Below are 17,296 nucleotides of genomic sequence, written 5' to 3' on the forward strand. Positions count from 1 at the left end.
CATGTTTGATGTTTAAACTCACACACATGCCTTGAAGCGCGAGCGACTCTTCGTTTTCCGTTTTCGCAAGGCCATGCATATCCCTTAAGCTTGGACTTCAATAAATGTTGTGGCATTCGATTCAGATAAGACTGCATCGACCTCTGATTCGAACTCCTCGATCCGACTACTTAATGTCTCTATTTGTTGTTTGACATTTAGTGGATCAATGATTTCAAATTCATTTCTTTTCATAAATGTGTCCGTATGTAATTTTACTTCTTCCGGAGATTGTTTATCTTTATTGCCTAATATATTAATTAAATAGGTTTCCAGTTTAGCTGGTAAGGCATCATTTTCTTTGGCGACTGTTTGAATAGCAGAACGATATTGATGTTGCATGACTTCTAGCAAATTCTTTTCATATTGAATAGATTGTTTCCGCTCAATGGCCTCCGCGACAGTCATTTCTTCCTTTCCAACGATTACCATTGTACGGGCATTCGATTGTACAACTAAAGCTTTTATTTTATGTCTATAGCTAATTAAGCCCATTACTTTATCGTAGGATGCTTGCATTTGTTTCTCATACTCAACTATTTCTATTCCATTTATTTTCTGATTACTTTTACGATTGGCTACTACAGAGCTAACCTCATTTGTTGCCCCTTCAATCCGTTGCTGTAGCATTTTTAATTCTGTTAAAGCGCGATGAATAGATAGTTTTTTCATTTCGGTCATGATAAAACCTCCTTCTTAAGCAAGTGTTCTTCCATTATATTTAAAAATAGCAGCAATGTCCAAAATATCCCTTTTTATTTTTATTGATTTCATAAGAATTTGTCTGTATAATTCTTTTTTAGGTGCCAAACCTATGTAACTTGGACGGAACATCCTTGTTACGCAAAAAACGCCATAACAGCACGGATTTGCTGGGCGTTTTTTTGTTTTTGAGCGGGAGATGAGCCCCGCTCTTTTTATTTTGCCATCGATGCCTGTTTGTTCTTAAGACGTCCAAATAGGAGTAATATGAAAGCCACAACTAGCAATAGCATTGCTACAAGTAAAAGGAAGCTATAGTTTTTTACATATTCTAAATAAACTCCACCTAAGAACGGTCCGGTTAAACTACCTATACTTAGGGCAATTCCACAGAGTAAATTCCCAGTAGGCAGTAGCTCCTTTGGCGTTAAATCTGCCATAAATGTAATCCCTAAAGAGAACATCGAGCCAACTAGTGTGCCCGTTAAGAAAAACGCTATAGCGACAGCCATTTGTGAATGCTCTAAAAAGCTGGCAATTGCGAAAATAATAGCGCCACCAAATGACCCTACCATCAAAATATTCTTTCTTCCCACTTTATCTCCCAGTGCACCTAATGGTACTTGAGTTAAAATACCACCAAATGTAAAGACTGATAAAATAATTGGAATCATGCCCACCTCAAACCCTTTACGTAGTGCATATACGGGGAATAATGCATTTAATGAAGACTCGAGGAATCCGTATACAAAAGGTCCTAAAAAGGCAATCCAACCAAATAAAATAGCCATTTTGTAACGCTTCCACCCTCTTGCATGTAAGTCCCCTGTTAAACGCTCAGGTTTTTCATTTTGTAAGAAGAATACAAAAGACCACGCCATCAAACACATGATTGACGAAACAATAAATGGTAAAGCTTCACCTATTTCAATCAACTTTACCATCAGTGGCCCAACGGCAAAACCTATACTAAAAGACAAGCCATAGATAGCCATCCCTTTTCCCAAGCTTTTATGATCAGCAGTACTAGTAATCCATGTTTGAGTGGCATAGTGCAAGGCATGGTCCCCCACACCAATCAGTAAACGAAGCACAAACCAAAATGTGACGCTTTTCCATAAAGGAAATGCCAATAAGGAGATAAAAACAAGTGCGCCCCCAATCAAAATGATCGGTTTATAGCCCCATTTTCGTAATGGTTGCTCTATAAATGGTGAAATTAATAATGTCCCTATGTATAAGCCCGTTGCATTCAAGCCATTTAATGCTGAGGAAACGCCATCACGTTCAAAAATTATAGAAATGAGCGGTAATAACATCCCTTGCGAAAAGCCTGATATGGATACAATTATTACTAATATGGTAAATCTTTTTTTGCTGTAATCTGAGAAGTATGTCATCTTTTCCTCCAATCAATCTCCCAAAGAACAGCATACCAAAAAGCCTTAGCGCTCACCACATGTGATTTTACGCTAAGGCTTAACGAATACTTATAGTCATTTAATTGTATAAACACGAAATTCGGCTTTTGATTATTACCGAGTACTTGTTTAAACTCCCTCCTTTTCGAGTTAGAGTTGTAAAGATGTTTTCGATCAGCTCCTTTACTTTATCTTAAAACAACTTTAACATACAAATTCAATATTGTAAATATTCCGTCTACTTATTTTTAAAATTAATCGCTTAGTCCTAGGTGTCTACCTAAACATTGAAATTTCAGCCTAAATCAGCTACGATGAAAGGGATGAAATGAGGTGTACGAATGTCCAAGCCAATCACTGATAAAAAACAGCAAGTAACCTATTTAAGAGAGCGTCTTGAAATGTTTTTAGAAGTATTAGATGCCCTAGATCCTGAAACAGCTGAATTAGATGATATTGATCGTTTAATTCAAATGATGGATGACCTAGAAGACAAAATGGAGCAATTTAATGCTCGTGAACAATAAAAATTACAAAACAAGCGAGCACTGTGTATGCTCGCTTGTTTTTTTAATGACAGTCCCAATTGTAAAGAACATTGCTAAAGTCTTTATTTTTTAATTCTTCCTCAGTAATGAAGAAATTGCCAACTCCACAATCGCCCCATAGTATATCATCCCCCACACTATCTATTTGCAATAGCAAAATTGTAGAGTCTGTATAATCACCGTATGCACGTGGATCTTCTTGTGTAAAGAAAGGATAACCACCGATTTTAAGTCCATCCCCAGTTAAAGCATCATAAAAGGCATCTTCTAATGTTTCGTTATCTTCAATTGTCGTTAAGATATGACTGTAAATGTCATTAGCTCTGTAATCATCAATCGATAAGGGTTCAAAACCTGTTTTAAAAGATAATGTCATTTCACGCTCTACTGGAAAATACATTTCCTCATCTTCCTTTTCTACGAATGAAAAATCTTGAATAAGCTGCGCTTCATCATGTATAACGGTATCATGAAAAATGACACGAAAACCTTCTTGATTTTTGCCATTATCAAAGTCCATTCCTAATACATCGTCATAGCCATCAATATAAAACTGCACTATCCCCTCTTCTGGGAAATTCGGCAAATGCTTAGGCAATTCTGCAAAATTAACTTGGGCTAAAAGCTTTAGTGGTTGTCCACTTGCATTTTTAGGATATTCCATTGCTAGTGGGAAATAAGGGTCCCCCGCAAACTTACTCTGAAACAAGGTTGTTTTTCCAGCATCCGCATCAATAAGGACAACAGGCTTCATTGTTTCCTCTATTAGCGGTCTATATTGTTCAAATTCTTCCGGTAATTCAAGTAAAGTTTTAGCAGACATACAAATTCCTCCTAATTGTGGGTTATTATTAGTTTAGAACAAACGTTCTATAAAATCAACTCTCTATTAAAATACTATTAAACTATGCGTAAATTTATCCCTCATAGGTAAGGACTCTTTTTTTCATTAGTTGAAAAGAGTATAATGTTACGTGGAAATAATCAAATTTTCTATGGGGGGCAATACACGAATGAATCAACAAACTTTGGAGAAAAGTCTTTATGATTTAATTACTGAAACATCCACGAATTTACCTAAAGATGTACGTCGTGCGATTAAAAAAGCAAAAGAAGCGGAGAATGCTGGAACACGTGCGGCAATGAGCTTAGACACAATCTCAAATAATATTATTATGGCAGAAGATAATGTATCACCTATTTGTCAAGATACTGGTCTTCCAACTTTCAAAATTTATACACCTGTGGGCGTAAACCAACTAGAAATTAAAGCTGCGATTAAAAAAGCAATCATTGATACGACAGCTGATGCAAAACTACGTCCAAATGCAGTGGATTCATTAACTGGTGCCAATAGCGGTAATAACCTTGGCGATGGTTTACCAGTTATGAAGTTTGAACAATGGGAAAATGATTACATTACGATTAAATTAATTCTAAAAGGTGGCGGCTGTGAGAACAAAAACATTCAATACAGTCTTCCATGTGAAATAGATGGTCTTGGTCGTGCAGGTCGTGACTTAGATGGTATCCGTAAGTGTATTTTACACTCTGTATACCAAGCACAAGGTCAGGGCTGTTCAGCTGGTTTCATCGGTGTTGGTATTGGTGGAGATCGTTCTTCTGGCTACGATTTAGCAAAGGAACAATTATTCCGTCATGTCGAAGATACAAATCCGAATCCTGATCTTGCCAAATTAGAAGAGTATGTGGTGAAAACTTCTAATACATTTGGTATCGGTACAATGGGCTTCGGTGGTGAAGCAACATTACTAGGCTGTAAAATTGGGGTTATGCACCGTATTCCAGCTTCCTTCTATGTATCTGTAGCATATAACTGCTGGGCTTACCGTCGTATGGCTGTTGACATCGATCCTCAAACTGGTGAAATCATTAAATGGCACTACCAAGAAGGTGAAAAAATTACGTTCAAGGATGAAGTGGCTGCTACAACAGAAGACAACACAACAAATGTAGTAGAGCTTACTGCACCAATTACAGAAGAACAAATTCGTTCACTAAAAGTTGGAGATGTAGTTTCTATTACAGGACGTATGTATACTGGTCGTGACGCTATCCACCATCATTTAATGAGCCATGATGCACCAGTGGATCTAAATGGACAAGTTATTTATCACTGTGGTCCAGTTATGGCAAAAGATGAGGAAGGCAATTGGACAGTAAAAGCAGCTGGTCCAACTACTTCTATTCGTGAGGAGCCATATCAAGGTGATATCATGAAGAAATTCGGTATTCGTGCTGTCATCGGTAAAGGTGGTATGGGACCAAAAACATTAAAAGCTCTTAATGAACACGGTGGTGTTTACCTAAATGCTATCGGTGGAGCAGCCCAATATTACGCAGACTGCATTAAAGGTGTAGATGGTGTTGATTTAATGGAATTCGGTATTCCAGAAGCTATGTGGCACTTAAATGTTGAAAAATTCACAGCAGTTGTCACAATGGATTCACACGGCAACTCCTTACACGCAGATGTCGATAAATCATCTTTAGAAAAACTTGCATTGCACGCAGAAAGAGTTTTCTAATTCAATATAAGTAAGCAGTAGCCCTTCTGACTGCACACTTTTATAAGGCACAGAATATTCCTAGTGAATAGACTGTGCCTTTTTTCTGTTAATAAAAAATCCCACTTTTTCAACTCTCCTCTTTATTTTTATAAGTTCCTTTGTTATAATAATTCTAAACAAAAGATATGGTAATTGAAATCCACTTTCAATTACACATCACATTTAAGTGTTTATAATTAAAGGTTTTGATATTGATTTTCATTATCAGGAGGGATAAGAATGGAATACTCTAATCGAGAAAATATAAGTTTAATTGAGAAAATAAAGGAGCATGCAGAATTAATCGCTGCGTTAATCGCTGGTATATTCATCTTACTTGCATGGCGTTTAGATACAAGCGGACAAACAACCGCTTCTGTTCTTCTTTATGTCATTGCCTTTTGTGTAGGTGGATTTGCCAAAGCAAAAGAAGGTATTGAAGAAACAATAGAAGATAAGAAATTGAATGTTGAACTACTAATGGTATTAGCAGCTATTGGTTCCGCAGCCATAGGTTATTGGACAGAAGGTGCTATTCTTATTTTCATCTTTGCAGTAAGTGGTGCACTTGAAACTTATGCTATGAATAAAAGTCATCGTGAAATATCTGCATTAATGAATCTTCAGCCAGAAGAAGCCTGGTTAGTTCGAGGCAACTTTGAGCCAATGAAAGTATCCGTTTCTACCTTACAAATTGGTGACCATTTATTGATCAAACCTGGGGAACGTATTCCAGCCGACGGTATTATTTTTAAAGGACAGTCTTCCATTGATGAGTCAGCTATAAGTGGTGAACCATTACCCGTTTTAAAAAGCGAGGGTGATGAAATCTTTGCAGGAACAGTAAACTTAAATGGTGCGATTACGATGGAAATGACGAAAGCCAATTCAGAAACACTTTTTCAAAAAATTATCCAGCTTGTCCAAAGTGCTCAAAGTGAAAAATCTCCGTCTCAACAATTCATCGAAAAATTTGAGGGAACTTATGTGAAATTCGTTTTACTTGGTGTAGCTATCATGATGTTCCTTCCCCATTTCGTACTAGGTTGGGATTGGACAACAACTTTTTATCGTGCCATGGTTTTATTGGTTGTTGCATCTCCATGCGCACTTGTCGCAGCCATCATGCCTGCGACACTTGCAGCTATTTCAAATGGCGCCAAAAATGGTGTGCTATTTAAGGGTGGCTTACATTTAGAGCATCTCAGTGTTTTAGGGGCATTAGCAGTCGATAAGACAGGAACATTAACACAAGGTAAACCAGTCGTGACAGATTTTATTGTCCGCGATGGATTCGAACCTCAGATGGCTTTAGCTATTCTTGCAGGGATTGAAACACAGTCCAACCACCCTCTTGCTCAAGCCATTACTTCCTATGCAAAAGCGGAAGGAGTTACTGCCTTACCACAAGCAACAATTGAGGATATCCCAGGATGGGGTATGAAAGGGATCGTTCACAACAAGGAATATCAAGTTGGTAAACCGGAATTTGTGAATGCTCAACATGCCAATGATTTTGCAAATGGCGCTGCGGGAAAACTTGCTGCACAAGGTAAAACGGTTATTTTCATCCGTGACCAGAATGGCATTGTCGCATTAACAGCTTTAAAGGATACCGTCCGTAACGAAGCGAAAAAAGCTGTGTCATTATTAAAAGAGCTTGGTATTCAAGTAGTCATGCTTACTGGCGATAACGAAAAAACAGCGAAAGTAATTGCAAAAGAAGCTGGTGTTACAGAGTATGTAGCGGAGTGTCTACCTGAAACGAAGGTAACAGAAATGAAACGTTTGCTGTCCCAACATCAATTTGTAGGAATGGTTGGTGATGGCATCAATGACGCCCCTGCATTGGCTACCGCAACTACTGGTATTGCGATGGGTGAAGGTACAGACGTTGCGTTAGAAACAGCTGATGTTGTATTAATGAAAAACGACCTATCTAAAATCGCTTATGCTGTTCGTCTGTCTCGTAAAATGCAACGAATTGTCAAACAAAATATTATCTTTTCCATTGGGGTAATTATTTTCTTAATTGCCTCTAACTTTTTACAAGTAGTCGATTTACCTTTAGGTGTAATCGGGCATGAGGGTAGTACCATTCTCGTTATTTTGAATGGCTTACGCATGCTGAATAAAAATGTTTAAAAAATAACCTCACTTCTCTCCTACGAGAAGCGAGGCCATTTTTTTTATCTGGTCATTTCCTTATCTATTAATTTGCTTTTGTAACGCCCTTTTCTGCATTGTAGCATTTAATACTCCACCAAAGATTAAAATAATTCCCGTAAAATATAACCAGAGCATTAAAATAATAACGCCACCAATACTACCATATGTAGCAGAATAATTCGCAAAGTTATTAATATAGAAAGAGAAAGCATATGTGACCACTAACCAGCCAAGTGTAGCAAACATCGCCCCTGGCCAAACACCCAATATTTTCAACCTTGGGCTTGTATTAGGCACGAACCAGTAAATACCCATTAAAACAATAAAAATAAGTATCGGTGGTATTGACCATCTTAAATTATGCCAGACCGATTCAAATTGTTCCTCTATGCCGACGATTGAAAATAGGAAATGACCTATTTGCTGGCCAAATACTGGCAATAGAAGAGCGACTGCAATGACAATAACAAGAGCCACTGTAAAAACAAGAGATAGCCCTCTATCTAATATACCCGCTCTTCCTTCTGTATCGTATGCTTTATTCAAAGCTCGAATTAGCGCGTTAATACCTTTAGATGCCGACCATATCGTACCTAGTACCCCGATGGACAATAAACTACTATTACGGTTTGTTAAAATTTCTTTCAACGTATTTTCAATAAGCTTATAAACTTCATCTGGCAATACATTTACTAAAAATGAATAAACCTGCGTTGTTTCCAAATTAAGATATGGTAGTAATGTCACAAGGAAGATAAGTAATGGGAAGAATGATAGTAAAAAGAAATAAGCGAGCTGTGCGGAAAGCGCTGAAATTTCTACTCGCTTTAACCGACCTATCAAATCTTGGACAAAGCCCTTGGATGTCATGACATCAATCGCTTCTCCCTCAGGAGACACGAATGATTTGACGTATCCAAAGGCATTTTGCATTGTTGCCTTTTTCTTTTCCATACAACTCCTCCTAAAACTACAATTATTCTTTATGAGGTAAAGTAAAAGCTGACTTTGTGTCATCAATCATACTTTGAATCGTAGTTGGCAATTCTTTAAATTCCTCTACCTTCTCTGCAATAGTGTTGACATTGTCTGACACACTTTCACAAAGCACCTTCGCAGCCAGTACTTTCTCCTCCACTAGAACCTGTAATTCTTCACGATTTGTTGCATAGTACGTGACAGCTTCTTTCATTTTTTTAGTTGTGTCGATTGTTTTTTCGCGAGTACTGCGATCGAGCATACTTAATGCTGCACCAATTGCTGCTCCTGCTACGATTGATACTAATAATTTACTTTGTCCCATATTAAAACCCCCTGCTTGTGTAATTGCATATTCCCTAATATTTCATAAATAAACTAGTGTACTGCCCTTATTCTACCCAATAACAGTCTATTTTTAAAGCAATGCTCAAATACGGAGTTGACATTTTTTTTATTCAATGAAATGATTATTGCGAAGAGTACGAAAGGTAGGGTAAAAAATGGATTTATCAGTCCCGTCAAAGGAAAACGTTATTTATATGATTGATCAAATGAAGGATAAGCTTCGTATGGTAAATGTCGATGCAATGAAATCGGAACATTTCAATGAAGCAAACTATGAAGACTTAACGTATTTATATGAAATGGTTATGAAAAGAGATTCCTTTAGCCCAAGCGAAATGCAAGCGATTGTGGCTGAATTGGGTTCTTTACGTAAATAAGCAAACAAAAAAGCTATGAGCATGAGACAAACAGTCCGTGCTAATAGCTTTTTAATTTATTGTGTATTCTTCGCTTCCGAGCCATCCTCAGTCACTAGCGGCTGAATAAGTACTTCGACACGGCGGTTCTTCGCACGGCCTTCTGCTGTATCATTAGGTGCAATCGCTCGGTTTTCACCGTAGCCTTTTGCACTAAAGTTCTCAGATTTTAATTGAGAATTACTGTCTAATAAAACCATATAAAAATTAGAGGCACGCATTAATGATAGCTCTAAATTTGAAGAGAAGTTAGGGCCCGCTGGAACATTATCCGTATGACCAGTAATAACAATATTACGTGGAGGATTGGATACTAATACACCCGCAAGCTCCTTCGCAATAGGAATATACTCTGGTTTAATCGTTGCTTGACCAGGATCAAATAAAATACTATCACGAATTGTCACAAGTAAGCCTTCATCTGTCATTTCTGTAGCGAATTGACCTTCCATTTCATTGACAGCGATAAAATTATCGACACTATCTTTAATTTCAGCCAACTCCTGTTGATCCTTTAAGTAGGCTGAATTTTGTTGTGGTGTTTGATCGCTATCCGCATTTGGACTAGGCACTGGTGAAGGCTGCTCTAAAAAGCTTGTTCCGCCATCAAAAACCTGACTAAAAACGGCTGACATTCTTTCTAGCTTTTCTTGGTCTACTGAACTTGAAGCAAATAGTATAATAAACACAGCTAAGAGCAATGTTAAGATATCGGCATATGGTACTAGCCAAGACTCATCTATATGCTCATCATGCTTTTTTTTCTTAGCTTTCTTTGCCAAGGCCACCCGCCCCGCTTTCAACAGAAATTTGACGACGTTCTTCCATCGTTAAGTATGATGATAGTTTTTGTTCAATTACACGTGGAGCCTCCCCTTCTAATACTGAAAGGATACCCTCAATCATCATTCTCTTTTGTTTCACTTCTAAAGCAGATTTACGTTTTAATTTATTCGCAAATGGGTGCCATAAAACATAACCAGTAAAGATACCGAGTAATGTAGCCATGAAAGCTGCTGAAATAGCGTGTCCAAGCTTTTCGATATCATTCATATCAGCCAATGCGGCGATTAAACCTACTACTGCACCAAGAACCCCAAGAGTTGGTGCATATGTACCTGCTTGTGTAAAAATGGCAGAACCACTAGCATGACGTTCTTCCATAGCTTCTACTTCCTCTGTTAATACATCACGGATGTAGTCTGCATTTTGTCCATCAATCGCTAATGTAAGACCATTTTTCAAAAACGGATCTTCAATTTCTGATGCTTTACTTTCAAGAGCTAATAGCCCTTCACGACGAGCTAAGTCAGCCCATTGCGAAAACATCTTAATAATTTCAATATCATTTGCTAATTTAGTTTCTTTAAAAAGAATCTTAAATAGCTTTGGTACGCGCTTTAACTCTTGCATTGGAAAGGCAATTGTTACTGCGGAAATAGTACCAAAGATGATAATTAGGATAGCTGCTGGGTTATAAAAAGCTGTTAAACTTACACCCTTCATTACCATCCCTGTTAATAGCGCTATAAACGCAATTATTAACCCTATGACCGATGACTTATCCATTCTAGAACCTCCAAATCTACTATTACTCTTAATTTCGTCTATTTTTCCATATTTTAAATATATAATGCTAGTATAAATGTATTTTAAATATTTTTCGATGTAATTAATGCTTTTTATTCACATTTCGACCATTTTTGATTATATTGAATTAAGAATATTACACTAAACTGTCTTATTTCGAAAGGGGATATGAATTTGTTATTATCATTTAACACAAAATTACTAAAATATGCCGAATTAGCGGTAAAAATAGGAGTAAATATCCAAAAAGATCAATATCTTTATATAAGCTGTTCGACCGATAACTTAAAATTAGCTCAAATTATTACTAAAATGGCCTATGAAAATGGTGCAAAACAGGTATTTGTCGATTTGTCTGATGACGAACTTGTTCGTGCTCGCTATGAAGGAGCACCGAAAGACTCATTTGATTTCTTTCCACCGTGGAAAGTTCAAGAGCGCGAATGGCTGGCTGAAAATGGTGCAGCTTTCCTAAGCATTAGTTCACAAAACCCAGATTTACTGAAAGGCATTGAACGTGACAGAATTATGGCGTTCCAAAAAGCTTCTGGCCAAGCATTAGCGAACTATTATCAAATGTTACAATCTGATAAATTTAGTTGGTCAGTTATCGCCGCTCCATCCAAAGCGTGGGCAGCAAAGGTGTTTCCTGATTTACCAGAGGATCAACAAATGGATGCCCTATGGGAAGCTATCTTTGCGGCGACGCGTATTGATCTTGAACATTCAGTGGAGGCTTGGTTAGCTCACGATAAGGAGTTACACGACAAAGCCGATTATTTAAACAGCAAACAGTATAAGTCCCTTCACTATACGGCTCCAGGCACAGATTTAACAATCGAGCTACCTGCACATCACATTTGGACAGGCGGTAGTAGTGCCAACGTACAAGGTCAAACATTTATGGCGAATATGCCTACTGAAGAAATTTTCACTGCCCCGTTAAAAACTGGTGTGAATGGGTTCGTATCCAGCACTAAACCGTTAAGCTATGGCGGTAATATTATTGATAATTTCACATTAACGTTTAAAGATGGCCGTATTATTGAAGTAAAAGCTGAGGAAGGTCAAGAAATTTTAGCTTCTCTTATTGAAACAGATGAGGGGGCGCATTATCTTGGTGAAATAGCATTAGTGCCTCATCAATCCCCTATTTCACAATCGAATTTATTATTTTACAATACATTATTTGATGAAAATGCCTCTAATCATTTAGCCATTGGTAGTGCTTATGCATTTTGTATTGAAGGTGGTAAAGAAATGACTTCAGATGAGTTAGCAGCGCATGGCATTAACCAAAGTTTGACACATGTAGACTTTATGATTGGCTCCAATAAAATGAATATCGATGGCATTACCCATGATAATCAAAAAGACCCAATATTCCGTGATGGAAATTGGGCATTCTAAATAAGCCATTCTTACTAATAGTATTCTAGGCTAGTATGTTATGGATGTCATAAATTATCCTTAGATTTTCCTAGTATCCTATTGTATAATTAGTTTAGGGTAATTAGTAGATCATCTAAGTAGAGAGGAGCTCTAAAAATGTTCATTACAACTGTTCTTGGATTTTCAGCAGTTTTATTAATTTCAACTGGATTCTTCATCCACTACCTACAAGTTGGTTTAGATAGCAAGTCTTCAGTAACTGTAGATCCAAAGCCAAGCGAAAAATTTTAATGTAAAAAACAGCTACTGTAAAGGTAGCTGTTTTTTTATAGATTCAACGTTTTTCATCTGTTAAAGTGTATGAAGTTTGCTTCTTTATTGTAAAAATTGTCTGAATAAAGTCTTTATTGTTTGCATAATTAAAGTTTTGCTCTAAAATATTTTTTGTAAGGAAGGGAGCAATTTTCATGACAATGTTACATGATATTTTAGAGTTTAACAAAGAGTTTGTACAAGAGAAAAAATATGAACCATTCATCACTACAAAATATCCTGATAAACGTATTGTTGTTTTATCTTGTATGGATACTCGTCTTGTAGAGCTTTTACCAAAAGCGATGAATCTCCGTAATGGCGATGTAAAAATTGTGAAAAGTGCCGGTGCTTTAGTAAGCCATCCTTTCGGTGCTGTAATGCGTAGTTTATTAGTTGCTGTTTATGGCCTACAAGCAGATGAAGTTTACGTAGTTGGACATTATGACTGTGGTATGAGCGCAGTTGATCCTGATGCTATGTTAAGTGAAATGGTTAAAAGAGGTATTAACCCAGAAACCATCAAAATGCTGGAGTATTCTGGTTTTGATTTAAAAGAATTTTTACGTGGTTTTGGTGATGTAGCGACAAGTGTTAAGAAAAGTGTCGACACGATTCGAAATCACCCATTAATGGTAAAAGACGTTCCTGTACATGGTTTAATTATTGACCCAAATACAGGTCATCTAGATTTAATTGAAAACGGTAACCATCAATAGTTATTCTAACTTGATTTATAGCAAATCAATAAACAAGTGCCTTTCCATCGAATAGAAAGGCACTTGTTTATTTATTCATCCTCTAAACGGGCATACATATAATGATCGACCCATTGACCATTTATATATAAAAGCTTTCTTAAAAGACCTTCCTGTTGAAAGCCCGCCTTCTCTAAGACACGCATAGAGGGATTATTTTGGGTTGATACATATGCCTCGACACGATGTAGCCCAATTTGATCGAATGCAAACCGGACTACCATGTTCACTGCCTCAGTGACAATTCCCTTACCTACGTAAATTTCATCCATAGCATATCCCACAAATGCACTTGAATAGGGTAATCGTTTTACAGCATATAGTGCAATATGTCCTATTAGATTATTAGTACCATGCTCAAAAATACCAAAAGTAAATTCTCGCTTTGAATCCATTAAATATAAACTTTCTTGAATTTTTTTATATTGCGCGTCGATTGTATAGTATTCAGGTCTTTGTAAAGGCTCATATGTTGACCAAAAGTATTTATTGCGGCTTACGAGACCTGTTAAACTTCGTGCATCATTTTCTTGGAATGTGCGGATGTAGCATTTTTCCCCCTTTATTGTTACCACATTCCCACCCTTTTTTCTTAATAAATTCCAAATTTTAAGCACCATTTCTCCACACTAGCCTTCCAATCAATATCGATAAAAATTTATACTACCTTCTCAAGCATCGGAAATTACGGGGGGGTACCCCTAGTTTTACCTTATTGTATGTAAAAAAAGATGCTGCTACAACTAAAACAGCTCATGTCTTCATGTCATAGCACCATCATTCATATTTTATCTTTTACTTCTTTTTCTCATTTAACACGTCCAGGCTAGATGACTCAGCATCCTCTAAATGCGCCTTGTCTAATACATTAGTTAAATGAAGTCCACGTTTCAATGCCTCTCGTTCAATATGTGCAAGCGTTTCTTGTAGCACCTGCACACGCGCATATTTTTTATCGTTTCCAGCTACTAAAACCCACGGAGCATTTTTCTTATCGGTCTTTTCAAACATTTCATTGGCAGCCTCCACATATTGCGGTGACTTTTCTCGATTACGCCAATCTTCGTCTGTCAGCTTCCAAGACTTGTATGGATTTTGTTCTCGTTCCTTAAAACGTTTTAATTGCTCTTCATCTGAAACATGAAGCCAGAACTTAATAATTATGTAGTCTCCCGCAGTTAAAATCTTTTCAAAATTATTAATTTCCTCATAGGCACGAGACCATTCGTCCTTCGTCGCGAATCCTTCAATTCGTTCTACTAATACACGACCATACCATGAACGATCGAAGACAGCGATTTGCCCGTGCTGAGGTAGCTTTCTCCAGAACCGCTGTAAATAGTTATAGCGTAATTCATGTGGCTGTGGAGCTGAAATTGGATGGACGACATAGCCACGTGGATCAACACGTTCAATTAAACGTTTTATCGCTCCTCCTTTACCAGCTGCATCCATACCTTCAAACACTAAAATTAAACCTATTTTATTCTTTAATAAAAATTGTTGGGCATTTAACATTTCATATTGGAGTACTTGTAATTTCTTTTTATACATCTTTTTATCTAGTTCAATAGATAGGTCTAAATTTTTTATGTTTTGCGTCATAAAGCTTCACTCCTTTAATCTGGATATATTCTTATTGTACTAAAGAAATAAATGGATGCCTATTGAGATGGTAAATTGTAGATAGTATTAGCAAAACAACACGATACATTGATGGAAATTTCCGTTATAATAAATTGAGTGACGGTACTATACTTATTTGTCTTTTCCCTATACAATCTAACACGAAGGGAGAGGAAAGCATGCCTCGGTTTTTATTGATGACAATTTCTTATATTGTCTCACTCATCCTAACCTTTTCATCCTTTTTCATGAAACTTAACGGTCAATCTTTTTTAGAAATTTCTAATCGTTTTTCGGTGGTATTTGCACCTGTTGATGGAAGTCATATAATTTGGATTGTCATTTATTTATTAATCGGTTATTGGTTAGTGATGAACATCAAAAAGACATCTATGAAACAGTCTGCGCTCTTTAGTTGCATAAATATTTTACAAGCATTAACGATATATGTATGGCATCATGAATTATTTATTGTTTCTCTCGGCATTACCTTACTCTTAGTCTTGTATTTATTTATGCTGTACAATACGTATCCAATTCATGACAAATCACTGTCGGGTCGTATTCCTTTCGCCATTTATTTTGCATGGATGACATTTATTTTTATCACAAATATTAGCTTTACGTTAACAGCTTATGGTTGGAACGGTTTTGGTCTAAGCACTCCTCTTTGGGCAGTTATTTTACTGACATTAGGTGGAGCCATTGCGCTACATATCCGCTTTCATCACTTTGATATCATGTATCCAAGTGTTTTTATATGGGCTTATATAGGAATCGCTTTACATAATGGTTTTGATGAGCTACTCGTAACAACAGCTGCATTATTTTTATGTGGTGTACTCTTAGTTGGTATTTTATTCATTAAAAAAAATCCTGCCTACCAAAAATAATTTGGTGTGCAGGATTTTTTTGTAATCCTATTCTTCGTCTAATGAAGTAAGGATAATTGGTTTATCTTTTGTAACAATTACTGAATGTTCAATTTGAGCAACAAGAGACTTATCAGGTGTAATGAATGTCCAACCATCACCAGCTTCTACAATATGCTCTGCTTTTGCTGAGATAAATGGCTCAACTGCAAGAACCATGCCTTCTTTCATAATCGTAGAGTCCCATGCATCGTAATAATTTAAAATGTGATTTGGTTCATCATGTAAAGAACGACCTAAACCATGGCCTGTTAAATTCATAATAACTGTTAAGCCATTAGCATTCGCTTCGCGCTCTACAGCTTTACCGATTTGATTTAATTTAGAGCCAGCCTTTACCTTTGTCATAGCACGATCAAAAGCATCTTTGGCAACACGACATAGTTTTTCTTTGTCTTCATAGCCTTCACCAACTACAAATGAAATACCCGTGTCGGCAAAGTAGCCATCTAAAGAGCCTGAAACATCGATATTGACGATATCTCCCTCCTGAATAACACGTTTACCTGGGATACCATGCGCTACTTCCTCGTTGACACTTATACAAGTATATCCTGGGAAGTCATATTCTCCTTTTGGTCCTGAAATGGCACCTGCCTCAGCAAACATTCGACCAGCAATTTCATCTAGTTCAAGTGTTGTGACACCTGGTTTTGTAGCAGCCTTCATCGCTTCACGAATCTCTGCACAAATGCGTCCAATTTTTTTAAAAGCTTCAATTTCTTCTTGCGTTTTTACAATCATGTATAACGTCCCTTTCATCTAATATCTACTCTTTAATATAACATAACTTTTTACGCGTATAACGCTAAACGCTTTAAATATTGTATGCCTGCCTTCTTGGCAAAGTGCTAAGAGCTCTATTCTCTTACGACTACATAAAAAACCCCTTCACCAATATGAAGGGGTTGGCATTATGCTTTACGTTGCATTAGTTGTGGAGCCGCTGTGAATAATAACGCTCCCACAATAGCTGTTAATACTGTTGCGGGCAGCATATAGGTACCATTATAAATAATCGAGTAGATCCACGCATTTTGATCGCCGGCATACTCTGCAAAAAATACCGCGCCAGCAGTAGTGTGCGCTGCATATCTCAAGAAGCCTGCAAATACAGTACCTACAATAATATAAAGCGCCATTTTTGTTTTGTTTAGTTGATTTGCTGCTTCCAGTAAAGGTCTGCGTACAATGGCCGCTAACCCTACAACTGTGAAAGCAACACCGTAATCTAATAAACCTTGAAGCCAGTGTACAATATAAGCTCCAAACATGGTTTGCATAACACCTACAAGCAAGCCTGTTGTTAGGCCAGCTACTAGACCCCAGCGAAATGCAATTAACATAATTGGTACCATAACAAGACTAACAGAGCCACCTTGTGCCCATACTTTAAAGGAGACCTGATCGAGCACGAGGCCAATCGCTGCAAATATTGCAATCTCCACTAGCATTAATAGTCTTTTTTTGTCCATACATATTCTCTCCTTTGTTC

General features: G+C 37.1%; 19 protein-coding genes. 8 read left to right on the forward strand and 11 right to left on the reverse strand.

The features are described 5' to 3' along the window. Positions 1–84: 84 nt before the first annotated feature. Together AC1Q6O_RS19550 and AC1Q6O_RS19555 are read right to left on the reverse strand one after the other, a co-directional pair. Positions 85–720 carry a hypothetical protein gene (locus AC1Q6O_RS19550; RefSeq protein ID WP_089986822.1) on the reverse strand — a complete coding sequence of 212 codons (636 nt, stop codon included), beginning with the start codon at positions 718–720 and terminating at the stop codon, positions 85–87. Between the two features lie 236 nt (positions 721–956). Further along, positions 957–2,141: an MFS transporter gene (locus tag AC1Q6O_RS19555; RefSeq protein ID WP_043989601.1), complete on the reverse strand. Its 1,185-nt coding sequence runs from the start codon at positions 2,139–2,141 to the stop codon at positions 957–959. Positions 2,142–2,503: 362 nt separating this feature from the next. On the opposite strand from AC1Q6O_RS19555, the gene AC1Q6O_RS19560 reads away from it, so the two are divergent. Then, entirely contained in the window at positions 2,504–2,689 is a 186-nt protein-coding gene (locus AC1Q6O_RS19560) for an SE1561 family protein (RefSeq protein WP_008173529.1), read from the forward strand. Between the two features lie 43 nt (positions 2,690–2,732). On the opposite strand, the gene AC1Q6O_RS19565 is transcribed toward AC1Q6O_RS19560, so the two are convergent. Continuing rightward, positions 2,733–3,533: a YwqG family protein gene (locus tag AC1Q6O_RS19565; RefSeq protein WP_008173530.1), complete on the reverse strand. Its 801-nt coding sequence runs from the start codon at positions 3,531–3,533 to the stop codon at positions 2,733–2,735. 190 nt (positions 3,534–3,723) lie between these two features. On the opposite strand from AC1Q6O_RS19565, the gene AC1Q6O_RS19570 reads away from it, so the two are divergent. Both AC1Q6O_RS19570 and AC1Q6O_RS19575 read left to right on the forward strand, forming a co-directional pair. After that, a complete protein-coding gene (locus AC1Q6O_RS19570) occupies positions 3,724–5,259 on the forward strand; it encodes a fumarate hydratase (RefSeq protein ID WP_043989602.1) in 1,536 nt (511 codons plus the stop codon). Positions 5,260–5,520: 261 nt separating this feature from the next. Further along, complete coding sequence (locus AC1Q6O_RS19575; RefSeq protein WP_427071314.1) at positions 5,521–7,425, forward strand: heavy metal translocating P-type ATPase; 1,905 nt, start codon at positions 5,521–5,523, stop codon at positions 7,423–7,425. Positions 7,426–7,485: 60 nt separating this feature from the next. On the opposite strand, the gene AC1Q6O_RS19580 is transcribed toward AC1Q6O_RS19575, so the two are convergent. Together AC1Q6O_RS19580 and AC1Q6O_RS19585 are read right to left on the reverse strand one after the other, a co-directional pair. Beyond that, positions 7,486–8,403 (reverse strand): YihY/virulence factor BrkB family protein, encoded by a 918-nt coding sequence (locus tag AC1Q6O_RS19580; RefSeq protein WP_090002971.1) that lies wholly within the window; start codon positions 8,401–8,403, stop codon positions 7,486–7,488. Positions 8,404–8,425: 22 nt separating this feature from the next. Further along, positions 8,426–8,752: a hypothetical protein gene (locus tag AC1Q6O_RS19585; protein ID WP_089986819.1), complete on the reverse strand. Its 327-nt coding sequence runs from the start codon at positions 8,750–8,752 to the stop codon at positions 8,426–8,428. Between the two features lie 178 nt (positions 8,753–8,930). On the opposite strand from AC1Q6O_RS19585, the gene AC1Q6O_RS19590 reads away from it, so the two are divergent. Next, positions 8,931–9,152: a DUF1128 domain-containing protein gene (locus AC1Q6O_RS19590; protein ID WP_008173540.1), complete on the forward strand. Its 222-nt coding sequence runs from the start codon at positions 8,931–8,933 to the stop codon at positions 9,150–9,152. Positions 9,153–9,208: 56 nt separating this feature from the next. On the opposite strand, the gene motB is transcribed toward AC1Q6O_RS19590, so the two are convergent. Both motB and motA read right to left on the reverse strand, forming a co-directional pair. After that, complete coding sequence (gene motB, locus AC1Q6O_RS19595; RefSeq protein WP_008173542.1) at positions 9,209–9,973, reverse strand: flagellar motor protein MotB; 765 nt, start codon at positions 9,971–9,973, stop codon at positions 9,209–9,211. Then, positions 9,957–10,760, reverse strand: a complete 804-nt coding sequence (motA, locus tag AC1Q6O_RS19600) for a flagellar motor stator protein MotA (protein ID WP_008173543.1) — start codon at positions 10,758–10,760, stop codon at positions 9,957–9,959. Before motA ends, motB begins: the two co-directional genes overlap by 17 nt. Positions 10,761–10,949: 189 nt before the next feature. On the opposite strand from motA, the gene AC1Q6O_RS19605 reads away from it, so the two are divergent. From AC1Q6O_RS19605 to AC1Q6O_RS19615, 3 genes are all read left to right on the forward strand, one after another. Beyond that, the gene (locus tag AC1Q6O_RS19605; RefSeq protein WP_342530861.1) at positions 10,950–12,191 is read left to right on the forward strand and encodes an aminopeptidase; all 1,242 of its coding nucleotides are present in this window, start codon (positions 10,950–10,952) and stop codon (positions 12,189–12,191) included. Positions 12,192–12,329: 138 nt separating this feature from the next. Further along, a complete protein-coding gene (locus AC1Q6O_RS19610) occupies positions 12,330–12,464 on the forward strand; it encodes a hypothetical protein (protein WP_255250397.1) in 135 nt (44 codons plus the stop codon). Between the two features lie 176 nt (positions 12,465–12,640). Beyond that, positions 12,641–13,204, forward strand: coding sequence for a beta-class carbonic anhydrase (locus AC1Q6O_RS19615; protein ID WP_008173550.1), 564 nt, complete (start codon positions 12,641–12,643; stop codon positions 13,202–13,204). A 71-nt stretch (positions 13,205–13,275) separates the two neighbouring features. Here AC1Q6O_RS19615 and AC1Q6O_RS19620 read toward each other — a convergent pair whose 3' ends face one another. Together AC1Q6O_RS19620 and AC1Q6O_RS19625 are read right to left on the reverse strand one after the other, a co-directional pair. Continuing rightward, positions 13,276–13,863, reverse strand: coding sequence for a GNAT family N-acetyltransferase (locus AC1Q6O_RS19620; protein WP_008173553.1), 588 nt, complete (start codon positions 13,861–13,863; stop codon positions 13,276–13,278). A gap of 175 nt (positions 13,864–14,038) precedes the next feature. Beyond that, positions 14,039–14,848 (reverse strand): polyphosphate kinase 2 family protein, encoded by an 810-nt coding sequence (locus tag AC1Q6O_RS19625; RefSeq protein ID WP_008173556.1) that lies wholly within the window; start codon positions 14,846–14,848, stop codon positions 14,039–14,041. Positions 14,849–15,066: 218 nt separating this feature from the next. Here AC1Q6O_RS19625 and AC1Q6O_RS19630 point away from each other — a divergent pair, with 218 nt between their 5' ends. Next, positions 15,067–15,762, forward strand: a complete 696-nt coding sequence (locus tag AC1Q6O_RS19630) for a TspO-related membrane protein (protein WP_492402019.1) — start codon at positions 15,067–15,069, stop codon at positions 15,760–15,762. 27 nt (positions 15,763–15,789) lie between these two features. On the opposite strand, the gene map is transcribed toward AC1Q6O_RS19630, so the two are convergent. Further along, on the reverse strand, positions 15,790–16,545 hold the full coding sequence (gene map / locus AC1Q6O_RS19635; RefSeq protein WP_008173560.1) for a type I methionyl aminopeptidase: 756 nt from the start codon (positions 16,543–16,545) through the stop codon (positions 15,790–15,792). A gap of 170 nt (positions 16,546–16,715) precedes the next feature. After that, positions 16,716–17,276, reverse strand: coding sequence for an energy-coupled thiamine transporter ThiT (gene thiT, locus AC1Q6O_RS19640; protein WP_008173562.1), 561 nt, complete (start codon positions 17,274–17,276; stop codon positions 16,716–16,718). Positions 17,277–17,296 lie beyond the last annotated feature (20 nt).

Source organism: Lysinibacillus sp. GW823-FHT06C08 (assembly GCF_058795135.1).

Bases quoted from the DNA above. Each gene is read 5' to 3' on its own strand.
- AC1Q6O_RS19550 (WP_089986822.1), bottom strand. From the start codon at position 720: ATGACCGAAATGAAAAAACTATCTATTCATCGCGCTTTAACAGAATTA.
- AC1Q6O_RS19555 (WP_043989601.1), bottom strand. From the start codon at position 2,141: ATGACATACTTCTCAGATTACAGCAAAAAAAGATTTACCATATTAGTA.
- AC1Q6O_RS19560 (WP_008173529.1), top strand. From the start codon at position 2,504: ATGTCCAAGCCAATCACTGATAAAAAACAGCAAGTAACCTATTTAAGA.
- AC1Q6O_RS19565 (WP_008173530.1), bottom strand. From the start codon at position 3,533: ATGTCTGCTAAAACTTTACTTGAATTACCGGAAGAATTTGAACAATAT.
- AC1Q6O_RS19570 (WP_043989602.1), top strand. From the start codon at position 3,724: ATGAATCAACAAACTTTGGAGAAAAGTCTTTATGATTTAATTACTGAA.
- AC1Q6O_RS19575 (WP_427071314.1), top strand. From the start codon at position 5,521: ATGGAATACTCTAATCGAGAAAATATAAGTTTAATTGAGAAAATAAAG.
- AC1Q6O_RS19580 (WP_090002971.1), bottom strand. From the start codon at position 8,403: ATGGAAAAGAAAAAGGCAACAATGCAAAATGCCTTTGGATACGTCAAA.
- AC1Q6O_RS19585 (WP_089986819.1), bottom strand. From the start codon at position 8,752: ATGGGACAAAGTAAATTATTAGTATCAATCGTAGCAGGAGCAGCAATT.
- AC1Q6O_RS19590 (WP_008173540.1), top strand. From the start codon at position 8,931: ATGGATTTATCAGTCCCGTCAAAGGAAAACGTTATTTATATGATTGAT.
- motA (WP_008173543.1), bottom strand. From the start codon at position 10,760: ATGGATAAGTCATCGGTCATAGGGTTAATAATTGCGTTTATAGCGCTA.
- AC1Q6O_RS19605 (WP_342530861.1), top strand. From the start codon at position 10,950: ATGAATTTGTTATTATCATTTAACACAAAATTACTAAAATATGCCGAA.
- AC1Q6O_RS19610 (WP_255250397.1), top strand. From the start codon at position 12,330: ATGTTCATTACAACTGTTCTTGGATTTTCAGCAGTTTTATTAATTTCA.
- AC1Q6O_RS19615 (WP_008173550.1), top strand. From the start codon at position 12,641: ATGACAATGTTACATGATATTTTAGAGTTTAACAAAGAGTTTGTACAA.
- AC1Q6O_RS19620 (WP_008173553.1), bottom strand. From the start codon at position 13,863: ATGGTGCTTAAAATTTGGAATTTATTAAGAAAAAAGGGTGGGAATGTG.
- AC1Q6O_RS19625 (WP_008173556.1), bottom strand. From the start codon at position 14,848: ATGACGCAAAACATAAAAAATTTAGACCTATCTATTGAACTAGATAAA.
- AC1Q6O_RS19630 (WP_492402019.1), top strand. From the start codon at position 15,067: ATGACAATTTCTTATATTGTCTCACTCATCCTAACCTTTTCATCCTTT.
- map (WP_008173560.1), bottom strand. From the start codon at position 16,545: ATGATTGTAAAAACGCAAGAAGAAATTGAAGCTTTTAAAAAAATTGGA.
- thiT (WP_008173562.1), bottom strand. From the start codon at position 17,276: ATGGACAAAAAAAGACTATTAATGCTAGTGGAGATTGCAATATTTGCA.